The 21,481-nt window shown below is 41.0% G+C and carries 21 protein-coding genes; 17 read left to right on the top strand and 4 right to left on the bottom strand.

Annotation, left to right across the window (positions count from 1 at the left end; all coding sequences use genetic code 11):
* Positions 1 to 66 precede the first annotated feature (66 nt).
* Genes VRUMOI_RS06660 through VRUMOI_RS06670 form a run of 3 tightly spaced genes read left to right on the top strand, consistent with a single transcriptional unit; the run spans position 67 to position 1,205 of the window.
* Positions 67 to 486 carry a YeeE/YedE family protein gene (locus tag VRUMOI_RS06660; protein WP_394609443.1) on the top strand — a complete coding sequence of 140 codons (420 nt, stop codon included), beginning with the start codon at positions 67 to 69 and terminating at the stop codon, positions 484 to 486.
* A gap of 9 nt (positions 487 to 495) precedes the next feature.
* Positions 496 to 921 (top strand): YeeE/YedE family protein, encoded by a 426-nt coding sequence (locus VRUMOI_RS06665; protein WP_089138221.1) that lies wholly within the window; start codon positions 496 to 498, stop codon positions 919 to 921.
* Between the two features lie 47 nt (positions 922 to 968).
* Positions 969 to 1,205: a DUF2789 domain-containing protein gene (locus tag VRUMOI_RS06670; RefSeq protein ID WP_089138220.1), complete on the top strand. Its 237-nt coding sequence runs from the start codon at positions 969 to 971 to the stop codon at positions 1,203 to 1,205.
* A 4-nt stretch (positions 1,206 to 1,209) separates the two neighbouring features.
* Here VRUMOI_RS06670 and VRUMOI_RS06675 read toward each other — a convergent pair whose 3' ends face one another.
* Entirely contained in the window at positions 1,210 to 1,965 is a 756-nt protein-coding gene (locus VRUMOI_RS06675; protein ID WP_089138219.1) for a 5-oxoprolinase subunit PxpA, read from the bottom strand.
* Between the two features lie 136 nt (positions 1,966 to 2,101).
* Between VRUMOI_RS06675 and galE the strand changes: the two genes are divergently transcribed.
* Together galE and VRUMOI_RS06685 are read left to right on the top strand one after the other, a co-directional pair.
* On the top strand, positions 2,102 to 3,118 hold the full coding sequence (gene galE, locus VRUMOI_RS06680; RefSeq protein WP_089138218.1) for a UDP-glucose 4-epimerase GalE: 1,017 nt from the start codon (positions 2,102 to 2,104) through the stop codon (positions 3,116 to 3,118).
* 645 nt (positions 3,119 to 3,763) lie between these two features.
* On the top strand, positions 3,764 to 4,669 hold the full coding sequence (locus VRUMOI_RS06685; RefSeq protein ID WP_089138217.1) for a LysR family transcriptional regulator: 906 nt from the start codon (positions 3,764 to 3,766) through the stop codon (positions 4,667 to 4,669).
* Between the two features lie 53 nt (positions 4,670 to 4,722).
* Here the strand turns inward: VRUMOI_RS06685 and VRUMOI_RS06690 are convergent, their stop codons facing one another.
* Entirely contained in the window at positions 4,723 to 7,404 is a 2,682-nt protein-coding gene (locus tag VRUMOI_RS06690; RefSeq protein WP_089138216.1) for a bifunctional acetate--CoA ligase family protein/GNAT family N-acetyltransferase, read from the bottom strand.
* A gap of 229 nt (positions 7,405 to 7,633) precedes the next feature.
* Between VRUMOI_RS06690 and VRUMOI_RS06695 the strand changes: the two genes are divergently transcribed.
* A complete protein-coding gene (locus tag VRUMOI_RS06695) occupies positions 7,634 to 8,254 on the top strand; it encodes an SPOR domain-containing protein (RefSeq protein WP_089138215.1) in 621 nt (206 codons plus the stop codon).
* Positions 8,255 to 8,413: 159 nt separating this feature from the next.
* Positions 8,414 to 9,412: a D-alanine--D-alanine ligase gene (locus tag VRUMOI_RS06700; RefSeq protein ID WP_089138214.1), complete on the top strand. Its 999-nt coding sequence runs from the start codon at positions 8,414 to 8,416 to the stop codon at positions 9,410 to 9,412.
* Between the two features lie 39 nt (positions 9,413 to 9,451).
* Here VRUMOI_RS06700 and VRUMOI_RS06705 read toward each other — a convergent pair whose 3' ends face one another.
* The gene (locus tag VRUMOI_RS06705; RefSeq protein ID WP_089138213.1) at positions 9,452 to 10,420 is read right to left on the bottom strand and encodes a tyrosine-type recombinase/integrase; all 969 of its coding nucleotides are present in this window, start codon (positions 10,418 to 10,420) and stop codon (positions 9,452 to 9,454) included.
* 123 nt (positions 10,421 to 10,543) lie between these two features.
* Here VRUMOI_RS06705 and yciH point away from each other — a divergent pair, with 123 nt between their 5' ends.
* The 7 genes from yciH to phnE (VRUMOI_RS06740) all read left to right on the top strand — a co-directional run bounded on the left by yciH (position 10,544) and on the right by phnE (VRUMOI_RS06740) (position 16,752).
* Complete coding sequence (gene yciH, locus VRUMOI_RS06710) at positions 10,544 to 10,855, top strand: stress response translation initiation inhibitor YciH (protein WP_089138212.1); 312 nt, start codon at positions 10,544 to 10,546, stop codon at positions 10,853 to 10,855.
* Positions 10,856 to 10,890: 35 nt separating this feature from the next.
* Entirely contained in the window at positions 10,891 to 12,309 is a 1,419-nt protein-coding gene (locus VRUMOI_RS06715; protein WP_089138211.1) for an MATE family efflux transporter, read from the top strand.
* 44 nt (positions 12,310 to 12,353) lie between these two features.
* Positions 12,354 to 12,761, top strand: a complete 408-nt coding sequence (locus VRUMOI_RS06720; RefSeq protein ID WP_089138210.1) for a cystatin domain-containing protein — start codon at positions 12,354 to 12,356, stop codon at positions 12,759 to 12,761.
* 276 nt (positions 12,762 to 13,037) lie between these two features.
* Positions 13,038 to 13,913, top strand: coding sequence for a phosphonate ABC transporter ATP-binding protein (gene phnC / locus VRUMOI_RS06725; RefSeq protein ID WP_089138209.1), 876 nt, complete (start codon positions 13,038 to 13,040; stop codon positions 13,911 to 13,913).
* A 46-nt stretch (positions 13,914 to 13,959) separates the two neighbouring features.
* Positions 13,960 to 14,880, top strand: a complete 921-nt coding sequence (phnD, locus tag VRUMOI_RS06730; RefSeq protein ID WP_089138208.1) for a phosphonate ABC transporter substrate-binding protein — start codon at positions 13,960 to 13,962, stop codon at positions 14,878 to 14,880.
* Between the two features lie 98 nt (positions 14,881 to 14,978).
* On the top strand, positions 14,979 to 15,854 hold the full coding sequence (gene phnE / locus VRUMOI_RS06735; protein WP_089138207.1) for a phosphonate ABC transporter, permease protein PhnE: 876 nt from the start codon (positions 14,979 to 14,981) through the stop codon (positions 15,852 to 15,854).
* A gap of 1 nt (position 15,855) precedes the next feature.
* The gene (gene phnE, locus VRUMOI_RS06740) at positions 15,856 to 16,752 is read left to right on the top strand and encodes a phosphonate ABC transporter, permease protein PhnE (RefSeq protein WP_089138206.1); all 897 of its coding nucleotides are present in this window, start codon (positions 15,856 to 15,858) and stop codon (positions 16,750 to 16,752) included.
* A 35-nt stretch (positions 16,753 to 16,787) separates the two neighbouring features.
* Here phnE (VRUMOI_RS06740) and VRUMOI_RS06745 read toward each other — a convergent pair whose 3' ends face one another.
* Positions 16,788 to 17,462 carry a glutathione S-transferase gene (locus VRUMOI_RS06745; protein ID WP_089138205.1) on the bottom strand — a complete coding sequence of 225 codons (675 nt, stop codon included), beginning with the start codon at positions 17,460 to 17,462 and terminating at the stop codon, positions 16,788 to 16,790.
* 108 nt (positions 17,463 to 17,570) lie between these two features.
* Between VRUMOI_RS06745 and VRUMOI_RS06750 the strand changes: the two genes are divergently transcribed.
* The 3 genes from VRUMOI_RS06750 (at position 17,571) to phnG (ending at position 21,458) form a co-directional block, all read left to right on the top strand.
* The gene (locus VRUMOI_RS06750; protein WP_089138204.1) at positions 17,571 to 19,868 is read left to right on the top strand and encodes a peptidase U32 family protein; all 2,298 of its coding nucleotides are present in this window, start codon (positions 17,571 to 17,573) and stop codon (positions 19,866 to 19,868) included.
* Positions 19,869 to 20,300: 432 nt separating this feature from the next.
* Positions 20,301 to 20,996 (top strand): phosphonate metabolism transcriptional regulator PhnF, encoded by a 696-nt coding sequence (phnF, locus tag VRUMOI_RS06755; protein WP_089138203.1) that lies wholly within the window; start codon positions 20,301 to 20,303, stop codon positions 20,994 to 20,996.
* Entirely contained in the window at positions 20,997 to 21,458 is a 462-nt protein-coding gene (phnG, locus tag VRUMOI_RS06760; protein WP_089138202.1) for a phosphonate C-P lyase system protein PhnG, read from the top strand. It abuts the gene before it with no gap.
* Positions 21,459 to 21,481 lie beyond the last annotated feature (23 nt).

The following is a 21,481-nucleotide window of genomic DNA, read 5'->3' on the forward strand; positions in this document are numbered from 1 at the left end:
TTAGCTATTGCTAATAAATTATAGACTAATATAATAAGTGTCAAATAGTAATTATATGAGGTGTTTATGACGATTCCTTGGAACGCATTATTCGGTGGCGCATTACTCGGCGTATCAGCAACATTGCTGTTATTGTTTAAAGGTAAAATTGCCGGAATTAGCGGTATTCTAAGCGGTTCAATACTTTCCACGGCAGATAAAAGTTGGAGGGTTCAATTTCTTATTGGTTTAGTGGCAGGGGGCTGGTTAACCAACTGGTTAGTTAAACCAGACTTATCTGGCATTCCAACTCAATATGCTAGTTCGATAACAACGATGCTACTGGCTGGTTTGCTCGTGGGTATTGGAACAAAATTAGGTAATGGTTGCACAAGTGGCCACGGTATATGTGGAATGGGGCGCTTATCTATTCGTTCAACGGTAGCAACGTTTACGTTCATGTTCGTAGCGGCAATAACCGTTTATATACGTCTACATATTCTATAAGGAATACTCATGAAACATTATTCTATAATCCCATTACTTTCTGGCTTACTTTTTGGGGCTGGAATGGTTATTTCTGGCATGGTAGACCCCGTGAAGGTGATTGCCTTTCTCGATGTTGCAGGGGCTTGGAAAATTGATTTAGCATTCGTTATGGGCGGCGCGTTATTGGTGTTTGCTCCGATGTATCATTATGTTATTAAACCCAAACAAAATCCGTTGGATCACACTGAGTTTTGTATTCCCAAAAGCCAGTTAGTAGACAAAAAATTGCTCTTAGGCGCAAGCTTATTTGGTGTGGGCTGGGGAGTAGCCGGAATATGTCCAGGCCCAGCGATCGCATCATTATCCGGTTTCAACATTAAATTGATCGCTTTCATTATCGCAATGATATTTGGAATGACTTTAGTTCATAAGATCCAAAACAAGAGCCAATAACTGTTCTATCATTGATAATAAGCGTTTGTATAAATGGGGAAACACGTATGGAAATGCATAGACACTCGTTAGAATCATTATTTGAGCAACTAGGGTTACCAAGCTCTGCTGATGATATTAATCGCTTTATTCATCAACACTCATCTCAACTAGACCACTCACAACCGATTCATCGAGCTTCATTTTGGACTACGTCACAGTCGGAGTTTTTAAAAGAAGCCAAAAAGGAAGATGCGGATTGGGTAGAAGTCGTAGATCAACTCGATGCACTTCTTCGCGCGTAACCGGTTAGCTTATCGGTTGCGTTAGCGCTGTATAAATACGCTTAACCACAGCAATAGATTCTTCATTATCGCCATGAACACAAAGGGTATCTGCTTGTAATTCAAGTGTATGCCCTTTGATCGTTGTGACTGTCCCAAAGTTTGCTAACTGCATTGCTTGATAAAAGATATCTTCGGCATTTTGATGGACTGCATTGGGCTTATCTCTAGGGACTAATGATCCGTCATCTTTATAAGCTCGGTCAGCAAAAGCTTCAAATAACAGTGGTACATTATATTCATCAGCAATATCAAGATAGGCGGTATTGTCTTTTTTGGCTAATACCATCAAGGGTAAACCTGTCGGCATAACAGCTTGAACAATGGCTTCAAAGACATCAAAATTAGCCATCATGTCGTTATACAAAGCCCCATGAGGTTTTACATAATCGACTTGAGTATCGTAAAACGCAGCAAGACTCTGAATGGCGCCAATTTGGTAACTAATTAAATGAGAAATTTGTTCAGGTGTATGAGCAATAGAACGACGACCAAAACCTAATAAATCTTGATAAGAAGGGTGTGCGCCAATGCTTACGTTATGTTTAACCGCGAGTTGTATAGTATGCGCCATGATGTCTGGGTCTGAGGCATGAAAGCCACAAGCAACATTGGCCATATGTACATAAGGCATGATGGTTTCATCTTTTCCCATCGTCCAATGGCCAAAGCTTTCGCCCATATCGCAGTTTAGTTTTAATTTTGTCGTTTCAAGAGTCATAGTGTTGAGCCAACTGTAAGTTATCATCGATATTTGAAACATCACCTATCAATTATATTGACACTGCTAGGGTATATCTACAAGGTTCAATGTTGTATTGTTACACCTAAGAAAAATTATTTATATTGAGGCTCTTATGTTTGTTTTAGTCACAGGTGGGATGGGGTATATCGGTAGTCACACATGCATTCAAATGATTGAAGCAGGAATGACCCCAATCATTTTTGATAACTTATACAATAGTAAACCAACCGTACTTGATCGTATTGAAAAAGTCTCAGGCGTTCGACCGATTTTCGTTGAAGGCGACATCCGTGATAAACAAGCATTAAGCCAAGTTTTACAGCAATATGATATTGAGTCAGTCATTCACTTTGCCGGTTTAAAAGCCGTTGGTGAGTCGGTAGCTAAACCCCTTGAATATTACGATACCAATGTCCACGGTACTTTGGTTCTTGTTGATGCTATGCGTGAAGCGGGTGTGAAATCGTTAATTTTCAGCTCTTCAGCCACTGTATATGGTGATCCTGCATCCACCCCAATTCTTGAAGACTTCCCAACCAGCGCGACCAACCCTTATGGCCGCAGTAAGTTAATCGTAGAAGAATGCTTAACTGACTTCCAAAAAGCCAATCCAGATTGGAGCATTACCTTACTACGTTATTTCAATCCAGTAGGTTCACATCCGACTGGTGAGTTAGGTGAAGATCCTCAAGGCATTCCAAATAACCTGATGCCTTTTGTTGCTCAAGTGGCGGTAGGGCGTCGTGAATTTTTATCGGTGTTTGGTGGTGATTACCCAACGCCAGACGGCACGGGTGTACGTGATTATATTCATGTGATGGACTTATCGGATGGACATTTAGCCGCTCTAAAACATGTAGGCAGTAAACAAGGACTTCATATCTATAATCTCGGTACGGGTAATGGTCATAGTGTACTCGAAATGGTGGCAGCTTTTGAAAAAGCATCAGGAAAAACCGTCCCTTATCAAATTGTAGAACGTCGCCCTGGTGATATTGCTGAATGTTGGGCTGATCCAGCAAAAGCCCAAGTGGAGCTACATTGGAAAGCAACACGTTCGTTAGAGCAGATGACGGAAGATACATGGCGTTGGCAGTCTAACAACCCACAAGGTTACCCAGAATCTTAAGCGATAACGATAAATTGAGCGGCCTGACGTCGCTCAATTTGAACACTAAATAGTGCATTGATCGCAAAAACAAAAACATCACTACATTTTGATAACAAGCATGGTTATAATTCCCTCGATTTTTAATTTTGGCTAATTATTGGTCTATATAATCAGGGGAAGAATATGTCATTATCACTAGGTTTAATCATTGCTTTCATCATTGCAAGCGCTGTAATGGTAAAACATGAAATGTCAAAACAAGCTTAGTTTACAAGTATTTACATCAACCTTTAAAAACACTTTGAAATACAAATAACTAGATATGAAAAGCCAGCACTCGCTGGCTTTTTTATGTTTTTAGACTTAAGAAAGAAAAAACACGAATGCTTCTCTAATCTGTATTTTAACCCCTAATTAAAGCACACTTAGCTGAATGGAGAGTTCAAATCGCTCGCCTAAGCTTGCTCTATTTCGATTGCAGAGTACCATCTTTTAAAGAGCAGTAAATTCTTGTGCAACATAAGCTGTAAGAGTTAAAGTGGATCGGATAATGATTGCCAATAATGTGATTTTGTATTTATGGGAGCACATACAGTAATTTTATTATCTCGATGTTTATTATTGAGTCACCGTCGATAAAGATCATATTCACCAGATAAGGAAATGGGTAATTTGAATAACAGTATTACTTTAGAAGCCCTACAAGTACTTGATGCAATAGCAAGACGTGGAAGTTTTGCAGCCGCAGCGCAAGAATTAAATAGAGCGCCGTCGTCATTAAGCTACCAAGTACAAAAGTTAGAGCAAGATTTGGATTTAGTTATTTTCGATCGTTCTGGACACAAAGCCGTTTTTACCGATGCAGGCCAATTACTATTAGATCGAGGCCGTTTTATTCTTTCAGCAGCAAATGACCTTGTCGAAGATGCCAATATCCTTGCTCATGGCTGGGAGTTAGAAGTATCCATCGCTTATGACTTATTGCCTGTCGACTTTTTCTTTCCATTAGTCAAAGAACTCGAAAGCCATTCAAAAACGCGTATAAAGCTGCAAGAAGAAATCTTAGCCGGTAGTTGGGAAGCATTAGCCTATGGACGCACTGATTTACTTATTTGTGCCAAAATAGAACACACCCCAATTGATTTCAAAATAGAACCGTTAGGCAATATTAATATGGCATGGGTGGCTGAACCCAGTCATATTGTTCATAAAAGAACCAGTGAATTTAACCAATCGACCAGAAATAAGTATCGTGCAATTGCCGTAGCTGATTCAGCTCGTACTTCACCGGTATTAAGTAAAAACTTGGAAGACGATCAACCTAGGTTAACCGTAAGTAACTTCCCGGCCAAAATTGATGCATTATGTGCAGGATTAGGCATTGGAACATTACCTATGCATATTGCTGAACCTTTGATTAAGCAGGGTAAACTGAAAATCATTGAAGGCAGCGATAAGCAATCCGTAGAAATCGTGATTGCTTGGCGTCGTAATAAAATGGGCAAAGCCAAATCTTGGTGTATCCAATATCTCAAAAAACACTGGAAAGTAAGTGGTTTAGGTAGCTAAAGCGTAGTAATTAGAGAAAGAGGGAGCGAGTAATAAAACTCGCTCTCGTCTTATTAAAGAATCAAAAGCATATCGACAATGTTATCTTCAAAATGCGTTTCTGTTTTGAAGTTAAGTTTTTTCGCCAACTGCACCATCCCTTTATTGGATGGCATTGTTATCCCAGTTAAACGAGTTGTCCCTTTTGTTTGACTATAAGCAATGATCTTTTCCATTAAGCGTCTACCGAGTCCAATGCCTTTCAGATCCGATCGAACCAAAATTGAAAACTCCGCATCATGATTATGTGAATCCGCAATCACTCTTGCCACACCGAGTAACACTTCTTGATTATTATCATTTATCTGAGTCGCAATAAATGCCATCTCTCGGTCGTAATCAATCTGCGTTAAGTTCGCTAATGCCTCATGGTTAAACTCGCCAACTTCAGAAAAAAAACGTTTATACAAATCTTCGCGAGACACTTGAGTAATAAACGATGCCATTTTGGTCTCATCTTCTGGTAGAACTGGGCGCATTAAACACGTTTCACCATTCTTTAGCTGAACTTGCTCTTCATGCTCAACCGGATAAGGCTTAATCGCTAATCGTTGTCTCTTCTCCCCATCTTTAGCTTGTAACTCTAAGTGAGCATCAATGACAGTGAAATCATTGCCTACCGCTAATAATGGATGCAGATCCAAACTTAAAATCTCAGGATTATCGATCACCATTTGAGATAAACGTACTAATAGCTCACACAAAGCAATAGTATCAACCGGATTGGGAAGTTGCTCCAACCGCAGCTTTCCAATTCGCATTGCGCGTATCACCAAATAACGCGCAAGCGCCATATTTAATGGCAACAGCGCAACGGAAGCATCTTCACTGACATCCCATTCGGTTCCACCTTGGCCAAGCATGATAACAGGGCCAAAAATAGGATCTGTCTCAATACGAATTCTTAATTCTTGCGAGCCGGCTCGGCTTGCCATGCTTTGAACTGATACACCATAAATCAAAGCTGAAGGATAGAGGAGTGAGGTTCTATCCATAATCGCTTGAGTTGCACTAGCCACTTCATTGGCATTACGCAAATTCAGCATCACCCCTTGAACTTCCGATTTATGCAAAATATCGGGAGAGCGTAATTTCACTGCCACTGGGTAACCAATCTTTTCACTGATGTGTACCGCTTCACTTGCATCAGATGCAAGCCATGTTGGCAAAACAGAAATATTATAACTCTTTAATAAGCCAGCAATTTGGTGAGAATCAAACTGGTTTATTTGATTACCGATATGACTTTGAATCCAGTCTTTAGCCTGTAAAAGTTGGGCTGGGTTGCGTAATTCGACAGAAGAAGGCGTTTCCATTAATTGTTTTTGGTTACGGCGGTACTCAACCAAATGCATATAAGCCCCAACCGCGCCTTCCGGTGTACGATAGGTAGGAATTCCGGCCCGAGTAAATAACGAGCGGGCTTCTCTTGCCGTCATTTCTCCAGACCAATTGGTCAAAATATTGAATCGTCGGCTCTTTTTGTGCTTTTTAACGGTCTCAATAACTGCCTGAGCGGTTTGGGTTGGGTGTGAAATAGCAGAAGGGCTATGCATAACCAAAATGGCATCTATAGCATCACTATCAAGGAGAATATTCATCGCTTCTGAGTAACGTGAGCTATCGGCATCACCAACCAGATCAATAGGATTACTATGAGACCAACTTGGTGGCAAAATTTGGTTTAATTGCTCAATAGTTTCATCGGTCAGTGTCGCCAGTTTGCCACCACGTTGAATTAGTTCATCCACCGCCATAATTGCGGGGCCGCCACCATTCGTCATGATCGCTAAACGTTCTCCCCTTAATGGAACAGAGTGAGTTAGCGTCTCTAAAGCCGCAAAAAGTTCATGCGTATTATTTACGCGCAACATACCTGAACGTTTTATCGCAGAATCATAAATGATATCAATGCTCTGGCTACCACGAGTGTGAAGGGTCGCGGCTTGCTGTCCCTCGAGACTACGGCCAGATTTCAAAACGAGAATACGACGGTTACGTGAGGCGCTACGAGCCGCCGACATAAAGGTTCTCGCATCTTTAATGGAATCGACATATAACAAGATAGCGGAAGTTTTATTATCGACGGACAAGCTATCTAACAACTCAGGAAAATCGACATCAACCGCATTGCCAAGCGATACAAATGCCGAGAAACCAATTTGTTTATCGCTCGCCCAATCAAGAATAGTGGTGCAAACCGCCGCGGATTGAGAGATAAAAGCAATGCTACCTTGTGACGCTGTCACTGGTGATAGTGAGGCATTCAAATTCATCCAAGGAAGCATTAAACCGAGGCTATTGGACCCTAAAATTCTCATACCTGATTGACGAGCGATCGCTAAACATTCCTCATCAATACTCAGTTCAGAATCGCCTTCAGATTTATACATATCGGATGACACCACGATAACCGCCCCAGCTCCTTTAGCGGCGAGTTCTGTGAATATAGTTTTATTATATTTCGCTTTAGTACAAACAATCACAAGATCAGGAATTAAGGGGAGCTGTTCGATATTAGGGTAAGCCAGTACGCCACTCACCGATTTGTATTTTGGCGTGACCGGCATTATTGCCCCTTGAAAGCCACCACTGAGTAAATTCTGCATAACGATAGAACCTGCACGAAAAGGGCGCTGAGAGGCACCAATAACGGCAATTGAGCTTGGTTTTAACAGTTTACCTAACGTGAGCATTCATCCACCTTGATTTGGTTGCACAGCATAGTTGTCATCATAATCAATATTAAGATCAACATCTTTCACACTAACGTACCAATGTGATCCATAACGATAATTAGAGATGATTTATTCGTTGCATCAGATAAATTGACAAACATATCACTTTCTATTCTTTAATCACCTTGATATTCAGACATGGCAGAGGCATGATGCTTAAAGGTTTTTATAACACTTTGGTCTTACAATGAAAAAAATAGCGATTATCTCTCTTTCTGTTCTTTTTTTGGCGGCTTGTTCATCGGCAAATTACGATAACGAAGTCTCGACAGAAACATATCAAGAAACATATAAAACGGATGAAGTCCCTCAACCCATCACTGAATCTAATGCTCCTTTAGAGCAAGACTTGCAATCAGATTCACAAGCTTCACAACCCAGTATGATAGAGCCGGCAACACCGGAAACCCAATCAGGCAAAAAAGTGGTCAAGCTCAGCCCACCGACAGAAGCCGATAAAAAAGCCGAATCATCAGAGTCTACGGTCAAAGTATTCTATCCAGAACAAAATAATGTTAACCAGCCGGGTACTAATAACTACGTTGTGCAAGTCGCCGCATTACAAAGTGAAAAATTCTTAAATGAGACGGCAAAAGATTTACCTGAAAACCAGCCGAAGTGGGAAAACGTAAAAACGGTCAATGGTAAACAGTGGCACAGCTTGTTATTTGGAAACTTTAAAACAGCAGAAGAAGCGAAAGATGCCATTATGCGTCTTCCTGCAAAATACCAAAACATGGGGCCTTTTGTGAAAAGCGTTAAATCCATTACCAATTCACAATACCCAACGCTGAAAAAATTACCATAACCGGTAAAGGCACGTAGAACACAAGAATAAAAAATAACCAAAGGGGTGCTAAAGCGCTCCTTTTTTATGATGATTTAAGACTTTAGCGCGATTTTGTACTGCTCTTCGAGCGATAAAGCATTATGATTAGTCTATAGCGTTAACATAAACAGCGTCGAAATTAAGATGAAAAATATTTTACTTTTATGTGGTGGTGGTTCTTCTGAGCATGAAGTTTCACTCGTATCAGCACAATACCTTGAACAACAACTCAATCTCACCTCTGATTTCAATGTGATCAAAGTTGAAATAAAACCAGAGGCTTGGTTTGCTTCTTCTGGTGAAAAAGTTGAGCTGGATATCGCTCATTCATGTTTGAAGGGCGATAATTTCTCTTCTTATTCCATTGATTATGTTGTCCCCTGTATTCATGGCTTTCCTGGTGAAACCGGTGATATTCAATCGCTGCTAGAAATGGCGAATATTCCGTACTTAGGCTGTGGCCCTGAAGCCAGCTCAAATAGCTTTAACAAGATCACTTCTAAATTGTGGTATGACGCATTAGGCATTCCAAACACACCTTATCGCTTTTTAACTGAAAACAATGACGCTTCGATTCAAATTGCTGAACAAGCATTTGATCTATGGGGTAAAGTTTTTGTTAAAGCAGCCCGACAAGGCTCGTCAGTAGGGTGCTACAGCGTGACTGACAAAAACAAATTAGCTGAAGCGGTGCGTTCTGCGTTCACCTATTCTGATCAAGTCTTAATTGAAAAATCCGTTAAACCAAGAGAGTTAGAAGTCGCCGCTTATCAACTTAATGGTGAGTTAGTGATCACCAAACCGGGTGAAGTTATCGCTCCGGATGGCGTATTTTATACTTACGATGAGAAATACAGCGCAGATAGCCACTCATCAACGGTATTGGAAGCTCAAGGCTTAAGTGAAAGCGAACAACATGCAATTGAAAAGTACTCACGTAAAGTGTTTACTCATATGAATTTAAAAAACTTATCGCGCATTGATTTTTTCTTAACTGAAGATGGCGAAATCTACTTAAATGAAGTCAACACCTTCCCGGGAATGACGCCAATTTCTATGTTCCCTAAATTAATGGAGCATAACGGCCACAAATTCAGCGACTTTTTAGAAAGCTCGATTAAAAGAAGCGTAAAATAAGCAAAATTATCGACGTATTGCGTATCAATAAAAAGCTGGTTAATCCCAGCTTTTTATCTTTTTAAACAATAATTGTTCTGACTCAGATAGCGCATGCTTACCAATATATTGAGCAGGCATTACCGCGCTGGTCCAGCGGCCTAGTTGCTGAATCTGACGCAAATTATAACCTTTTTTGTATAAATCCTGAGTTGCGCCCACACGACTAGATTGCCCAGAAAAAGCTAAATGATCCGGCAACTTTAAAATCTCACTCGCTCGTCGAAACACACGATAAATAGACGAATCATTTAATGATTCACTCCCTAAATTGCCATGTTTATCAATTCGGCAAAATAATGCCCCTTGATAATCATCACCCAATACCGCAAACCAGCGTTTAATCAATAAGCTCGTTCTTCGACTCAGTTTATATGTATTTTCTTCCACTAATAATTGAGCACATTGTTCCGATATTAAATCGATTTGATTAACCCTCAGATCTCGCAGCTGACCACGCTTTAAAATGCATTCAAACATCAAGCTATAAATCAACAAGTCACGTAAATCTTTCACCGAATCACTTTTTTCTAAACAGTGGAAAATCTCATTTAGATGTTTCTCGGTAAAAGGTGTCGCTTGGGCCGCATCACCTTTTTTCATATTGCGTAACGCAGATAAGGTAAAGTGAATTTGTCGGTGGTTCACTGGATCTGGCAGTGAATGTAGCCGATGAACTAAACCGATGGTTAAGCTATAACGACGTATCGAAGCAAATTTTCGCTGTCGACTCTCTTGCTCCAAAAACAACCTAATTGCGGTAATAGAAGCCGGTAAAGGACTCACATGACGAGAAGAACAAAATGCAACGAAGCGATTCCAATCATTGACCATTGAAAGTAACGAATTATGTGAATATAAGTCATGAGTGATGTCTAGAAAATCCTGATAACCAATAGGGTTCGAAAACAATACGGTACTTTTCTTTATTTCAACCGGATCAGACATCAATGGAATATTCTTTCTCATCACTTCACCTTACTAAATGGATGGTTCAAATACGGTTTTATTGATACTGAAAATAGCATCTTGTAGTGACTTCTTATACTATTAGTGCATAGAGAAAATCAAAAAATCGTAATTAGAGGTTCTATGTCACTCGTATATTCTACCGAAGTCGGTCGTATTAAACCGGAAGAAGAAATCAAACAACGTCCAAAAGGCGATGGGATTGTTCGAATCCAGAGAGAAACAAAAGGACGTAAGGGCAAGGGCGTTTGTATTGTCACAGGTCTTGATATGAGCGATACCGAACTCAAGTTAATAGCCGCAGAACTAAAAAAAGTGTGTGGCTGCGGTGGCAGTGTCAAAGATGGCACGATTGAAATCCAAGGGGATAATCGTGAAAAAATCAAAACTCACTTAGAGAAAAAAGGACACACCGTTAAACTCGCTGGGGGTTAACAGCGCATTTATTCTTTTCACGGACACCCCATACTATGAATCGTCAGCACATCTTTGAAGGCTCTATCAATAGAGCCTTACTTTCCTTAGCTGTTCCAATTGTTTTTGCCCAAATTCTTCAGTCTGCTTATCAACTTACCGATGCGTTTTGGGTTGGACGACTTGGCGCTGCAGAAGTGGCGGCAGTCTCAATTAGTAACCCTGTCACTTTTTTGGTTATTGCACTCGGTGCAGGACTTGCTATGGCTGGGGCAACCTTATCCGCTCAATATATGGGGGCGGGTAACAAAAAAATGGTCAACCATGTAGCGGCTCAAACTATGTTGATGGTAGTGGTCACCGCTATCCTTTTAGGCTTAACGGGTTATGCACTGTCTTCTTCCTTTTTAATTCTGCTTGGCGTAGAAGAAACCGTATATCAAGACGCATTAAATTACATGCATGTTTCATTTATAGGCGTCATATTTGTTTTCACTTATGCGATGTTCCAATCCATTATGCGTGGAATTGGACAAGTAAAAATCCCACTTATTATCGTATTCGGTACCGTTTTATTAAACTTTATACTGGATCCTTTATTCATCTTTGGCTTTGCTCAATTTGACGGATTAGGCGTCATGGGCGCGGCATTAGCGACTCTCGTCACTCAAGCGATCGCGGCGACGGTTGGGATGTATGTTTTCTTTCGTGGTAAACATGGAATTCATTTAACTTTAAAAAGCTTCAAGCCCGATCTGTCATACATCAAAAGGGCATTCTTTTTAGGGGCACCTGGTTCTGTTGAGCTATCGGCTAGGGCATTAGGATTAATGATCATGTCATTTTTGGTCGCCAGTTTTGGAACGGTCACTATTGCGTCTTATGGCGTCGGTTCGACCATCCTACAAATTGTCACCATACCTGCGATGGGGCTATCAATGGCGGTATCAACGCTTGTTGGACAGAACATTGGCGCTAAAAACATTGAAAGGGCATCTAAAATTACCATTCTAGGTACTGTTTGGGGATGGGTAGCATTAACCATACTGGGTATCATCGCCTATCTTTTAGCACCGTTATGCGTAGCGTTTTTTATCCCCGATGATCCAGAAGTGATAGAGCACGGTGCGCAATTCGTGAGAACGATGTGCTTAACATGGGGCTTTATTGGAGTACAATTATGCGTGGTATCAGCATTTAGAGCATCAGGTAACATGTTGAATACCATGCTTATTTCATTATTATCTCAATGGGTAATTCAATTCCCTCTCGCTTATATACTTTCAAAACATACGCACCTAGAAGCATCTGGAATTTGGTGGTCATTTGCGATTACCAATATTCTTGTCGCGTTATTCTCCATTTCATGGTTTGCAAGAGGAAGTTGGAAAAACAAAAATCTGACCGAAGATGATAAGCAAATAGCTAAAATCACCGACGAAGCGTATATAGAAATCGATGAACATCGTCCATAATGTTTAACAATATTAATTAATGAGAAAAATTTAAGGTTTTTACTATGTATAAGAAGTTATTTGCTGTGTCTGCAGCAGCACTTGTTTTATCTGCGTGCAGTTCAACAGAGCCGGAGACTAATACAGAATTGAAAATTCAATGTGAAACGACTCAGTCATTAGTCGGTGGCTGGAAAAACGCTGAGGTTACACCTGAAGCCACACAATCAGCACAACTTGCGATTGCCAGTATGGAAGGCACACACACTCTAAAAGATATTCAATCAGTACAACAACAAGTTGTCGCAGGCATGAACTATCGAGTGACATTCACCATCGAAGACGATACCGCCTATGTCGCAAAAGTATTCCGTAATTTGCAAGGTGAATACAAGATCGCAAGCCTTCAACCAAAAACGCTGGTTAACGAATGCACTCAAGAGCAATCCAAAGACGCTCAAGACCAAGAGTAAAAATAGCCTCTTCTAAAAAGAATAAAGCCTAGCGATGAGTTAGGCTTTATTACTTCAGTGCTGAATATCACAAAATCATTCATTTTTACGGCAAAATATTCAAAAAATATATCCATCCGCTCACTCATTAGCTTTCCTCACTTACCCAGTACTTGTCGATCTAATTTCTCTACTCACAACACTTAACATTTCAATTTATTCATTTTTTTGTATTCAAACTGTCACAGTTATTCTTCTTAATTCATACTAGGTTTAAGCATTAAGAAGAATGAAATCATGTACCAATCTAACAATAACAGCGCGCGAAATTACTTTATCGCCCCCGAACCATTATTTGAACAAAAAATTGAATGTAGTGACCTAAAATCACCAAGCATTAAAACTAGAAAACAAGTATTGAGCGTCAAGCAACTGACCAAAGCCTACAAAGGCGGAAAGAATGTATTAAACAATATTAGTTTTGACTTGTACGAAGGTGAGTTCGTTGCCGTTATTGGTCGCTCTGGGGCTGGAAAATCGACAATGTTGCACACACTCAACGGGACAATCAGTGCCAATTCAGGTGAAATTTTAGATGTCAGTGGTGAACAAGCCAATGTCGTGACGATGCCGCGTAAACAATTACGACACTGGCGTAGCCAATGCAGCATGATTTTCCAAAACTTCTGCTTAGTGCCTAGGTTAGATGTTATTACAAATGTATTGCTTGGGCGTTTGAGCTATACCCCAACGTGGAAATCCATGTTTAAAATCTTTGATGATAAAGATCGCGTCAAGGCCATTGAACTCTTGAAGTGGTTAAAGATCCTTCCTCACGCTCTGCAACGAGCTGAAAACCTATCCGGCGGCCAACAACAACGTGTCGCCATTTGTCGGGCATTAATGCAAGAGCCTAAAATTCTACTGGCAGATGAGCCAGTGGCATCACTCGATCCTAAAAATACGACCCGCATTATGGATGCCTTGCAAAAAGTGAGTAATGAAGGGATTGCCGTGATGGTGAACTTACACTCTATCGAACTAGTAAAACAATATTGCACCCGTGTGATTGGTCTTGAAAAAGGCCAAGTGGTGTATGACGGTGCCCCAAGTGGGTTGACCGACGACATTCTACATGCGCTCTATGGTGATGAAGTTGAGCAGTTATCTTAATTAATCATTTACTACACACTTAAATTCAATTGGAAAGGAACACACAATGAAAAAAGTATTACCCCTTGTCGCGCTCATCTCTGGAATATTCGCCGCATCAGTGCAAGCGGCACCAGAAATTAATCTGGGCGTATTAGGAGGCGAAAACTCGACCGCTCAAGTAGGGAATAATCAATGCGTAAAGTCATTCCTTGAAGAGGAAACCGGGGCAACGGTCAATATTCGTAATGCTTCTGATTACAGTGCAGTGATACAAGGCTTACTTGGTGATCAAGTCGATTTAGTTTTAAACATGTCACCAAAATCATTTGCCTCAGTCTATTTAAAAGACAAAAGTAAAGTCGAACTCGTAGGCATCACTACCGATGATACAGACAACTCAAAAGGCTATCACTCGGTCATTCTCGTCAAAGCCGACAGTCCATATCAAAAGCTTGAAGACTTAAAAGGTAAAGTGTTCTCCTTTGCAGATCCCGATTCAACCTCAGGCTTTTTAATCCCAAACAATCAGTTTGAACAAAAGTTAGGTGGCAACATGGATAACCGATTTAATGGCTTCTTCAAAAAAGTCGGTTTTTCTGGTGGTCATGAACAAGACATTCTCGGTGTACTGAATGGCCAATTTGATGGGGCAGTTACCTGGACATCAATGGTTGGAAATCGTGAGGATGGCTATTCAGCAGGCGCATTGCGAAAAGTCAAAAACAATGGTTTCGATGACCTAATGTCTAAGGTCCGTATTATTTGGGAATCGCCTTTAATTCCTAATGGACCAACTATTGTCCGTGGCAATATGGATCCTGCATTAAAGCAAAAACTCGTTACCGCCGTTAAGAAGTTGGATAAAGAAAACCATTCTTGTTTTGTTAAAGCATCGGGTGGCAAGTTGCACCTAGAAAATACATCCATCGAAGAATACCAATCGGTGATTGATTTAGTCAAAGCACAGCAAAAAACGGTTCGTTAATCACACTGAATCTGGCCACTTATTCATTCGTCTGATAATAGGACATTTGTTAGTGGCCAATTTTTCATACCTAATAACATTACAACGGAAAGACTATTTTGGATAAGCAGTTTGAACATTATTATCACCAGGTGCGTTCAAAGCAAAAACGTGATGCTTTAATGTGGTCAGGTTTATTTATGTTGTTTTATCTGACATCTGGTTATTACGCTGAATTTAATTTGGTAAAAGTGATCAACAGTGCACCACATTTCTTTGATTACCTCACCGATACCATTCCAGTTCTCAAGTGGAATGTTCTATTCGATGGTCGCGATGCTAACGGTCATGCGGTTCAGGGATCGCTACTGTATTGGGGATATAGGTTGCCAATTCAGCTTCCTTTATTGTGGGAAACATTTTGTGTAGCTATCGCTGCAACCGTCGTCTCTGCGATTATCGCAAGCTTTCTGGCTTTCTTTGCAGCCAATAACACTTACGCACCAGCAGGGCTTCGCTGGGCGGTACGTTCCTTTGTCGCCTTTTTACGTACCATGCCAGAGTTAGCTTGGGCGGTGATGTTTGTGATGGCCTACGGTGTTGGTGCTTTACCCGGTTTTATCGCGTTGGCGCTACACACTGTAGGCAGCTTAACCAAACTTTTCTATGAAGCGATAGAAACCGCATCAATGGAGCCAGTAAGAGGCTTACGTGCATGTGGTGGCAATCGCTGGGAAAGTGTTCGCTTTGGTATTTGGCCGCAAGTAAAGCCCATTATCATGTCATACAGCTTTTTAAGACTAGAAGTTAACTTCCGCTCCTCCACAATTCTTGGTTTAGTCGGAGCGGGCGGAATAGGCCAAGAGTTAATGACCAATATAAAACTCGACCGCTACGATCAAGTTAGTATGACACTACTACTCATTATCATTGTGGTATCGGTTCTCGATTCCGTTTCAGGGTATTTACGCCAAAAAGTTTTAGAGGAATCATAATATGATAATCAATACTCCACTCGCTAATGATGCAAACCTAGATAGTTGGCGTGAAGAGCATCGAGTCATTTTTTCTCAGCAAAAATGTTATCTCAATAAGCTTGCAATAATTAGTGTTGCCATTGTGCTGTTCTACGTGTTCTTTTTTAACTACTTTGGGGTCAGTAGCCAAACCTTTATCAATGGCAGCAAACAGTTAATGCGTTACTTTTCAAATATGTTTATTTGGAAAGATTTCATCAATTGGCCATTTAGTTATTATTACAGCCAGATCTTACTCACTTTAGCCATTGTTTTTGGTGGAACGATTACTGCCTCGTTAATCGCGTTACCACTCTCATTTTTGGCTTCACGCAACATCATGAAAGGGCCATTTTCGATTATTGCTTATGCGATGCGTAAATTGTTCGATGTGTTGCGCGGCATTGATATGGCAATATGGGGCATGATTTTTGTTCGAGCGATTGGTATGGGGCCGTTAGCGGGGATCATGGCGATATTTATTCAAGATCTGGGGTTACTTGGTCGTTTATACGCCGAAGGCCATGAAGCGGCTGATGAAAAGCCTTCACGCGGATTAACAGCCTTAGGCGCGGCAAGTTTACAGAAACACCGCTTTGGTATTTTTACGCAATCATTTCCAACATTCTTAGCCCTAAGCCTATATCAAATTGAATCAAATACTCGCTCTGCCGCTGTACTTGGTTTTGTTGGAGCAGGTGGCATTGGTTTAGTTTATGCCGAGAATATGCGTTTATGGCATTGGGATGTCGTGACTTTCATTACCTTAAACCTAGTGGTGATCGTGATGACGATGGATATGATCTCATCCAAACTGAGACAGAAATACATTGTCGGGGAAGACGTTCCTCTGTTTGAAAGAAAAAAGAATCAATAACCGATATCCGAGAGAGGTATATTCCTCTCTCAACCTTAACTCGATTTTGATTCCATCAGCACATCTTGCCGATTCACAAGCCATAACTCATGCTTTGCCATCACTTTACTGAACATTCTGCTTTGTAGATATTGATTGAGCCATTGACGGAGCTTTGGGTAGGGCGATTGTAAATACCACTGTCTTTCCACTCTGGCAAACTGACGAATAAAGGGCAATAGCGCTAAATCAGCAAGGCTTTCTCGATCGGCCATTAAAAAGGAATGCTGAGTTAACCGGTCTTCTAATTCATCAATATAATGCTCACAAGCTTGGCGACATTCCACCAGGTTTGGTTCGTGGTAACGCTTGGCGGCTCTGTAGGCTTCAAGGCAAGGTTTAAATCCCGTATCAAATTGATCAATCAAGCCCCGCATCGCACTTAACATATCAAGATCGGTGCTAAGCAATAAATCGTCAGGATCACTTTCGCTCAATGCCCACAGCATCACTTCAGCACTTTCTTCAATCACAGTGCCATTACGGGTCACTAATACCGGTACCGTGCCTTTAGGTGAGACGGCTAACATTTCGGCCGGCTTGTCACTCAAAACAATATCTCTCAATAATACCGGGAGTTGGGAGCGGTAGATCGCAAGCCTTGCACGCATGGCAAAAGGGCAGTTTCTTAGAGAGTAGAGAACGGGTAACGAACTCATTTTATTTGTCATGATTGCTTTTTCCTCTACGCTAAAATATCGATTATCTTAATTAATTCCCTTAAATGGTACTCAGTCAGGTATCATTCCGCCTTTAAATGTAAAATGAGACCCTTTGTGATGACCCAAAAGATTGAATTATTAGCTCCTGGTGGTGATATTGACGCCATTAAAGCCGCCATTATTGCTGGCGCTGATGCCGTGTACTGCGGCCTTGATACGTTTAATGCCCGTAATCGTGCGTCTAATATTTCCTTCGATCAACTGGTTGGTGCCATCCGACTTGCTCATCAATATGATTGCAAAATTTTCTTAACACTTAATATTGTGATTTTAGAAAGCGAGTTCAAAACGGTCGTTAAATTACTTAATCGTTTAGTGAATACCACGTTAGATGGGGTCATTGTACAAGACATCGGTTTATTGTACGTATTACGTGAATATTTCCCAACGCTGGATATTCATGCTTCAACCCAGCTCACAACGCATAACGCAGGGCAAATTCCGTTCCTCAAAAAACTAGGGGCGAGCCGCGTTAACTTATCACGTGAAATGAACCTACGTGAGATCACCACGCTAGCAAAAGTCGCACATGAACATGATACGTTACTAGAAGTCTTCGTGCATGGCTCGCTGTGTATTGCTTTCTCGGGTTTATGTTATTCAACCTCAGCCAGCGCCGGCAACTCAGGTAACCGCGGACGTTGTAGCCAGGCTTGTCGTGAAGAATATGAAACCACCGAGTCAGGTAACAACTTCCCACTGAACATCAAAGACAACTCTGCCTTTTTTGATTTACCGGCATTGATTAATGCCGGCGTTTACTCATTTAAAGTAGAAGGGCGCATTAAAGGCGCTAACTATGTTCATACGGTGATTGATAGCTTCCGTAAACAAATTGATGGTTACGTGGAAACCGGCGAATTAACTCAAGACGGTGAGCGTTTATACAAAGTCTTCAACCGTGACTTTACGAATGCCTTCTTACGTGGCGACTTAAACCAATCTATGTTTATCGATAATCCACGTGATAATTCAAAAAATCACGCTATCGACAAATTTAAAGCCGATAAGAATGAAATCATTTCTGTCGTGCAGATCTTTGATGTGAAAAAACAATTACACGAAGATAAACAACAAATTAATGCAACCGTTGATGAAAAGATCGCTCAATTAAGCATTGAAAAAATTAGCCTTAAGTTGCACTTTAGCAGTCAAAAAGATAAGCCATTAACGTTAACGGTAATAACGGAACCCAATAGCGGACTTATTGGTGACAATGTAACTGAAACTAAGACTGCCGTGTTTACCTCTAGCAGTCAGATGGCTGTCAGTGAAAAATTAAGCGTTGATAAAGAAGCAATAGAGAAACGCTTTAAGAACATTAATAACGCTAATTATGAATTGGTGGATTTCAATGTAGATCAGGTAGAAGACGGATTAAGCATCCCATATCGTGAAATCACCACCTTGAAAAATGACTTATTGGCCTACTTAAACGAAGGCATTAAGCCAGTTGCAGAAGTCACATTACCTAAACTGGATCGTTATGCAAAACCTGCCGATCTGAAACCTGAACTGTCGATTTTAATTTGTGATCAAGAAGATGCCGCGTTGGTAGATGAAACCGATGCTGACATCTACTTTAAACTACCGGATGCCTACAAACGTGGTTGCACAAAATTTGTGGCATTCTTCCAAGAGAATCCACGCTTAATCCCATGGTTTCCGCCAGTGCTAATTGGTAAAGATTTCGATGTAGCACTGAACATTTTAGAAGAAGTGAAGCCTGCGCTGATTGTAACCAACAACACAGGTATTGCGTATCACGCGCAGCGATTAGGTATAAAATGGATTGCTGGGCCATTATTGAACACCACCAACTCTTATGCGTTATTATCATTCCAGCAAAACTTTGGCTGTAGCGGTGCATTTATCTCGAACGAGATCAGTCGTCAGCAGATCCGTCACATAGCTAGACCAAAGAATTTCAAAATGATGTACAGCATCTATCATCCGATCTTGTTAATGGCAAGCCGTCAGTGCTTCTTCCAGCAAAGTGTCGGTTGTGAAAAGCCGCGTATCGATAATGGCTGTATGTTGTCGTGCGATAAGAAAACCAGTATCAAAAATTTAAAAGGTGATTCTTTCGCCATTGATAAGCAAAAGGGCGGATATCCAAGCATTTACAACCAAGATCAGTTCTTAAACACCGAGATTATCGATGACTTGAGCGACCTGTTTGATGGCTTCATGATTGACCTCACCGAGATTGGTGCAGGTGACAAACCGCTGCCAAATAAAATAGAACTGATTAAACAATTTGAAGCCGCGCTTGAGGGTGAAACAAAAGCGAGTAAAACACTTTATGAAATGGTGCCAAGCTCGACTAATCTGCAATACCACAATGGGCTATAACCTATAAACCTATAAACCTATAAACCTATAGATTAGCGTTTAACCATACTTTGTAAAAATAGAAAGCCAGTGACCAAATAGGTGCTGGCTTTTTGTTGTTTGAATATATAGCGAAAGTAAATCCTACCGTTTTAATTTTTTAATCCCTCTAACTCTCATCAAAACCCACCAACATTAATCTATCTTATGAATCTTGTATGACATAGAGATCTAGACAAGTTGATCAAAATGACTACACATAACCATCTAAATAAATTAAATCAAATAGTTAGCCATACCAACAAGTCACCACTCGACATTATTTCGACATAAATCAGCCATGTAATTGTCATATTTCGTCATCAATATGGACATTAACAGCAAGTGAGAATCTGTTTTATTTTCACTTGTCTAGATGAATAGCAAGGTCTATGGCCTTAGGGAGCAAGCGCCATGTCGATGTATTTAGATATTGCCCACACATTGGAGCAAGAGATTAGCAATCAATATTCGGGTGGGGATTATCTTCCCTCAGAAAAAATGTTAGCTGAACGATTTGAAGTAAATCGCCACACGGTGCGACGCGCGGTAGATGAGTTAATCATGATTGGTAAAGTACATCGTCAGCAAGGTAAGGGCTGCATGGTTTTAGCCCAACCAATGAGTTATCCAATTCATGCTAAAGCCGCTTTTACGCGCAACTTATTAGACCAAGGCTCCCAGCCACGCAGTGAAGTGCTAAAAGCCCATTTAATCACCGCCAATTCTGATTTGGCTCAGCAGCTTAATGTTGAACTAGATAGTCGCATTATTCACATCCGTACACTACGTAAAGTCAATGGCCGCCCAATGGCAGTGATTGAGCAATACCTTGCCAATCTTAACTGGTGGCCAGTATTACAAAACTTTAAGTCGGGCTCTTTACATCAATTTTTACGAGACCATTTGGGGGTGAACTTAACACGCAGTAAAACCCGTATTAGTGCTAATCCGCCCAATAATCAATCTTGTCGACTATTGCAAATGACACCTTCATTGCCGTTACTGACGGTAAAAACCCTTAATGTGATCAGCGGAACGGAAACTGTCGCGGAATATTCCTGCTCCAGTACACGTTCTGATCTGATGGAACTTGTTGTGGACCATTAAATGAAAACTGATGAATTAACCACCCAAAATCAACGCCAGCAATGGATGTCTACCTTGGCGACAGCAGATTTCGAGCAATTGAATCAGCTATGGAAAACCCAATCTTTTACGCCGAGTTATCAACTGATCCGCGCACCAGAAATCGGGTTAGCTCAAGTTCAGGCTCGTATGGGCGGAACCGGCAACCGCTTTAATGTTGCTGATGTCACCGTGACTCGCTGTGTAGTCAAACTAACAAGTGGCGTTCTTGGTTACAGCTACTTATCAGGCCGTAATAAACCCCATGCAGAGCTCGCGGCAGTGATTGATGGTTTGATGCAATCGAAGCGCTACCAACAAGAACTCATGCTAAGTATTATTGAGCCATTACACGCCACTCGCATGCAAAAGCATCAAATGCGCCAGCAGCAGGTAGCCAGCAGTAAAGTGGATTTCTTCACTCTGGTTCGAGGGGAAGACTAAGCACCCGTGAACACTAAAAAACG

The sequence above is a fragment of the Vibrio rumoiensis genome (assembly GCF_002218045.2).
Taxonomy (GTDB): Bacteria; Pseudomonadota; Gammaproteobacteria; order Enterobacterales; family Vibrionaceae; genus Vibrio; species Vibrio rumoiensis.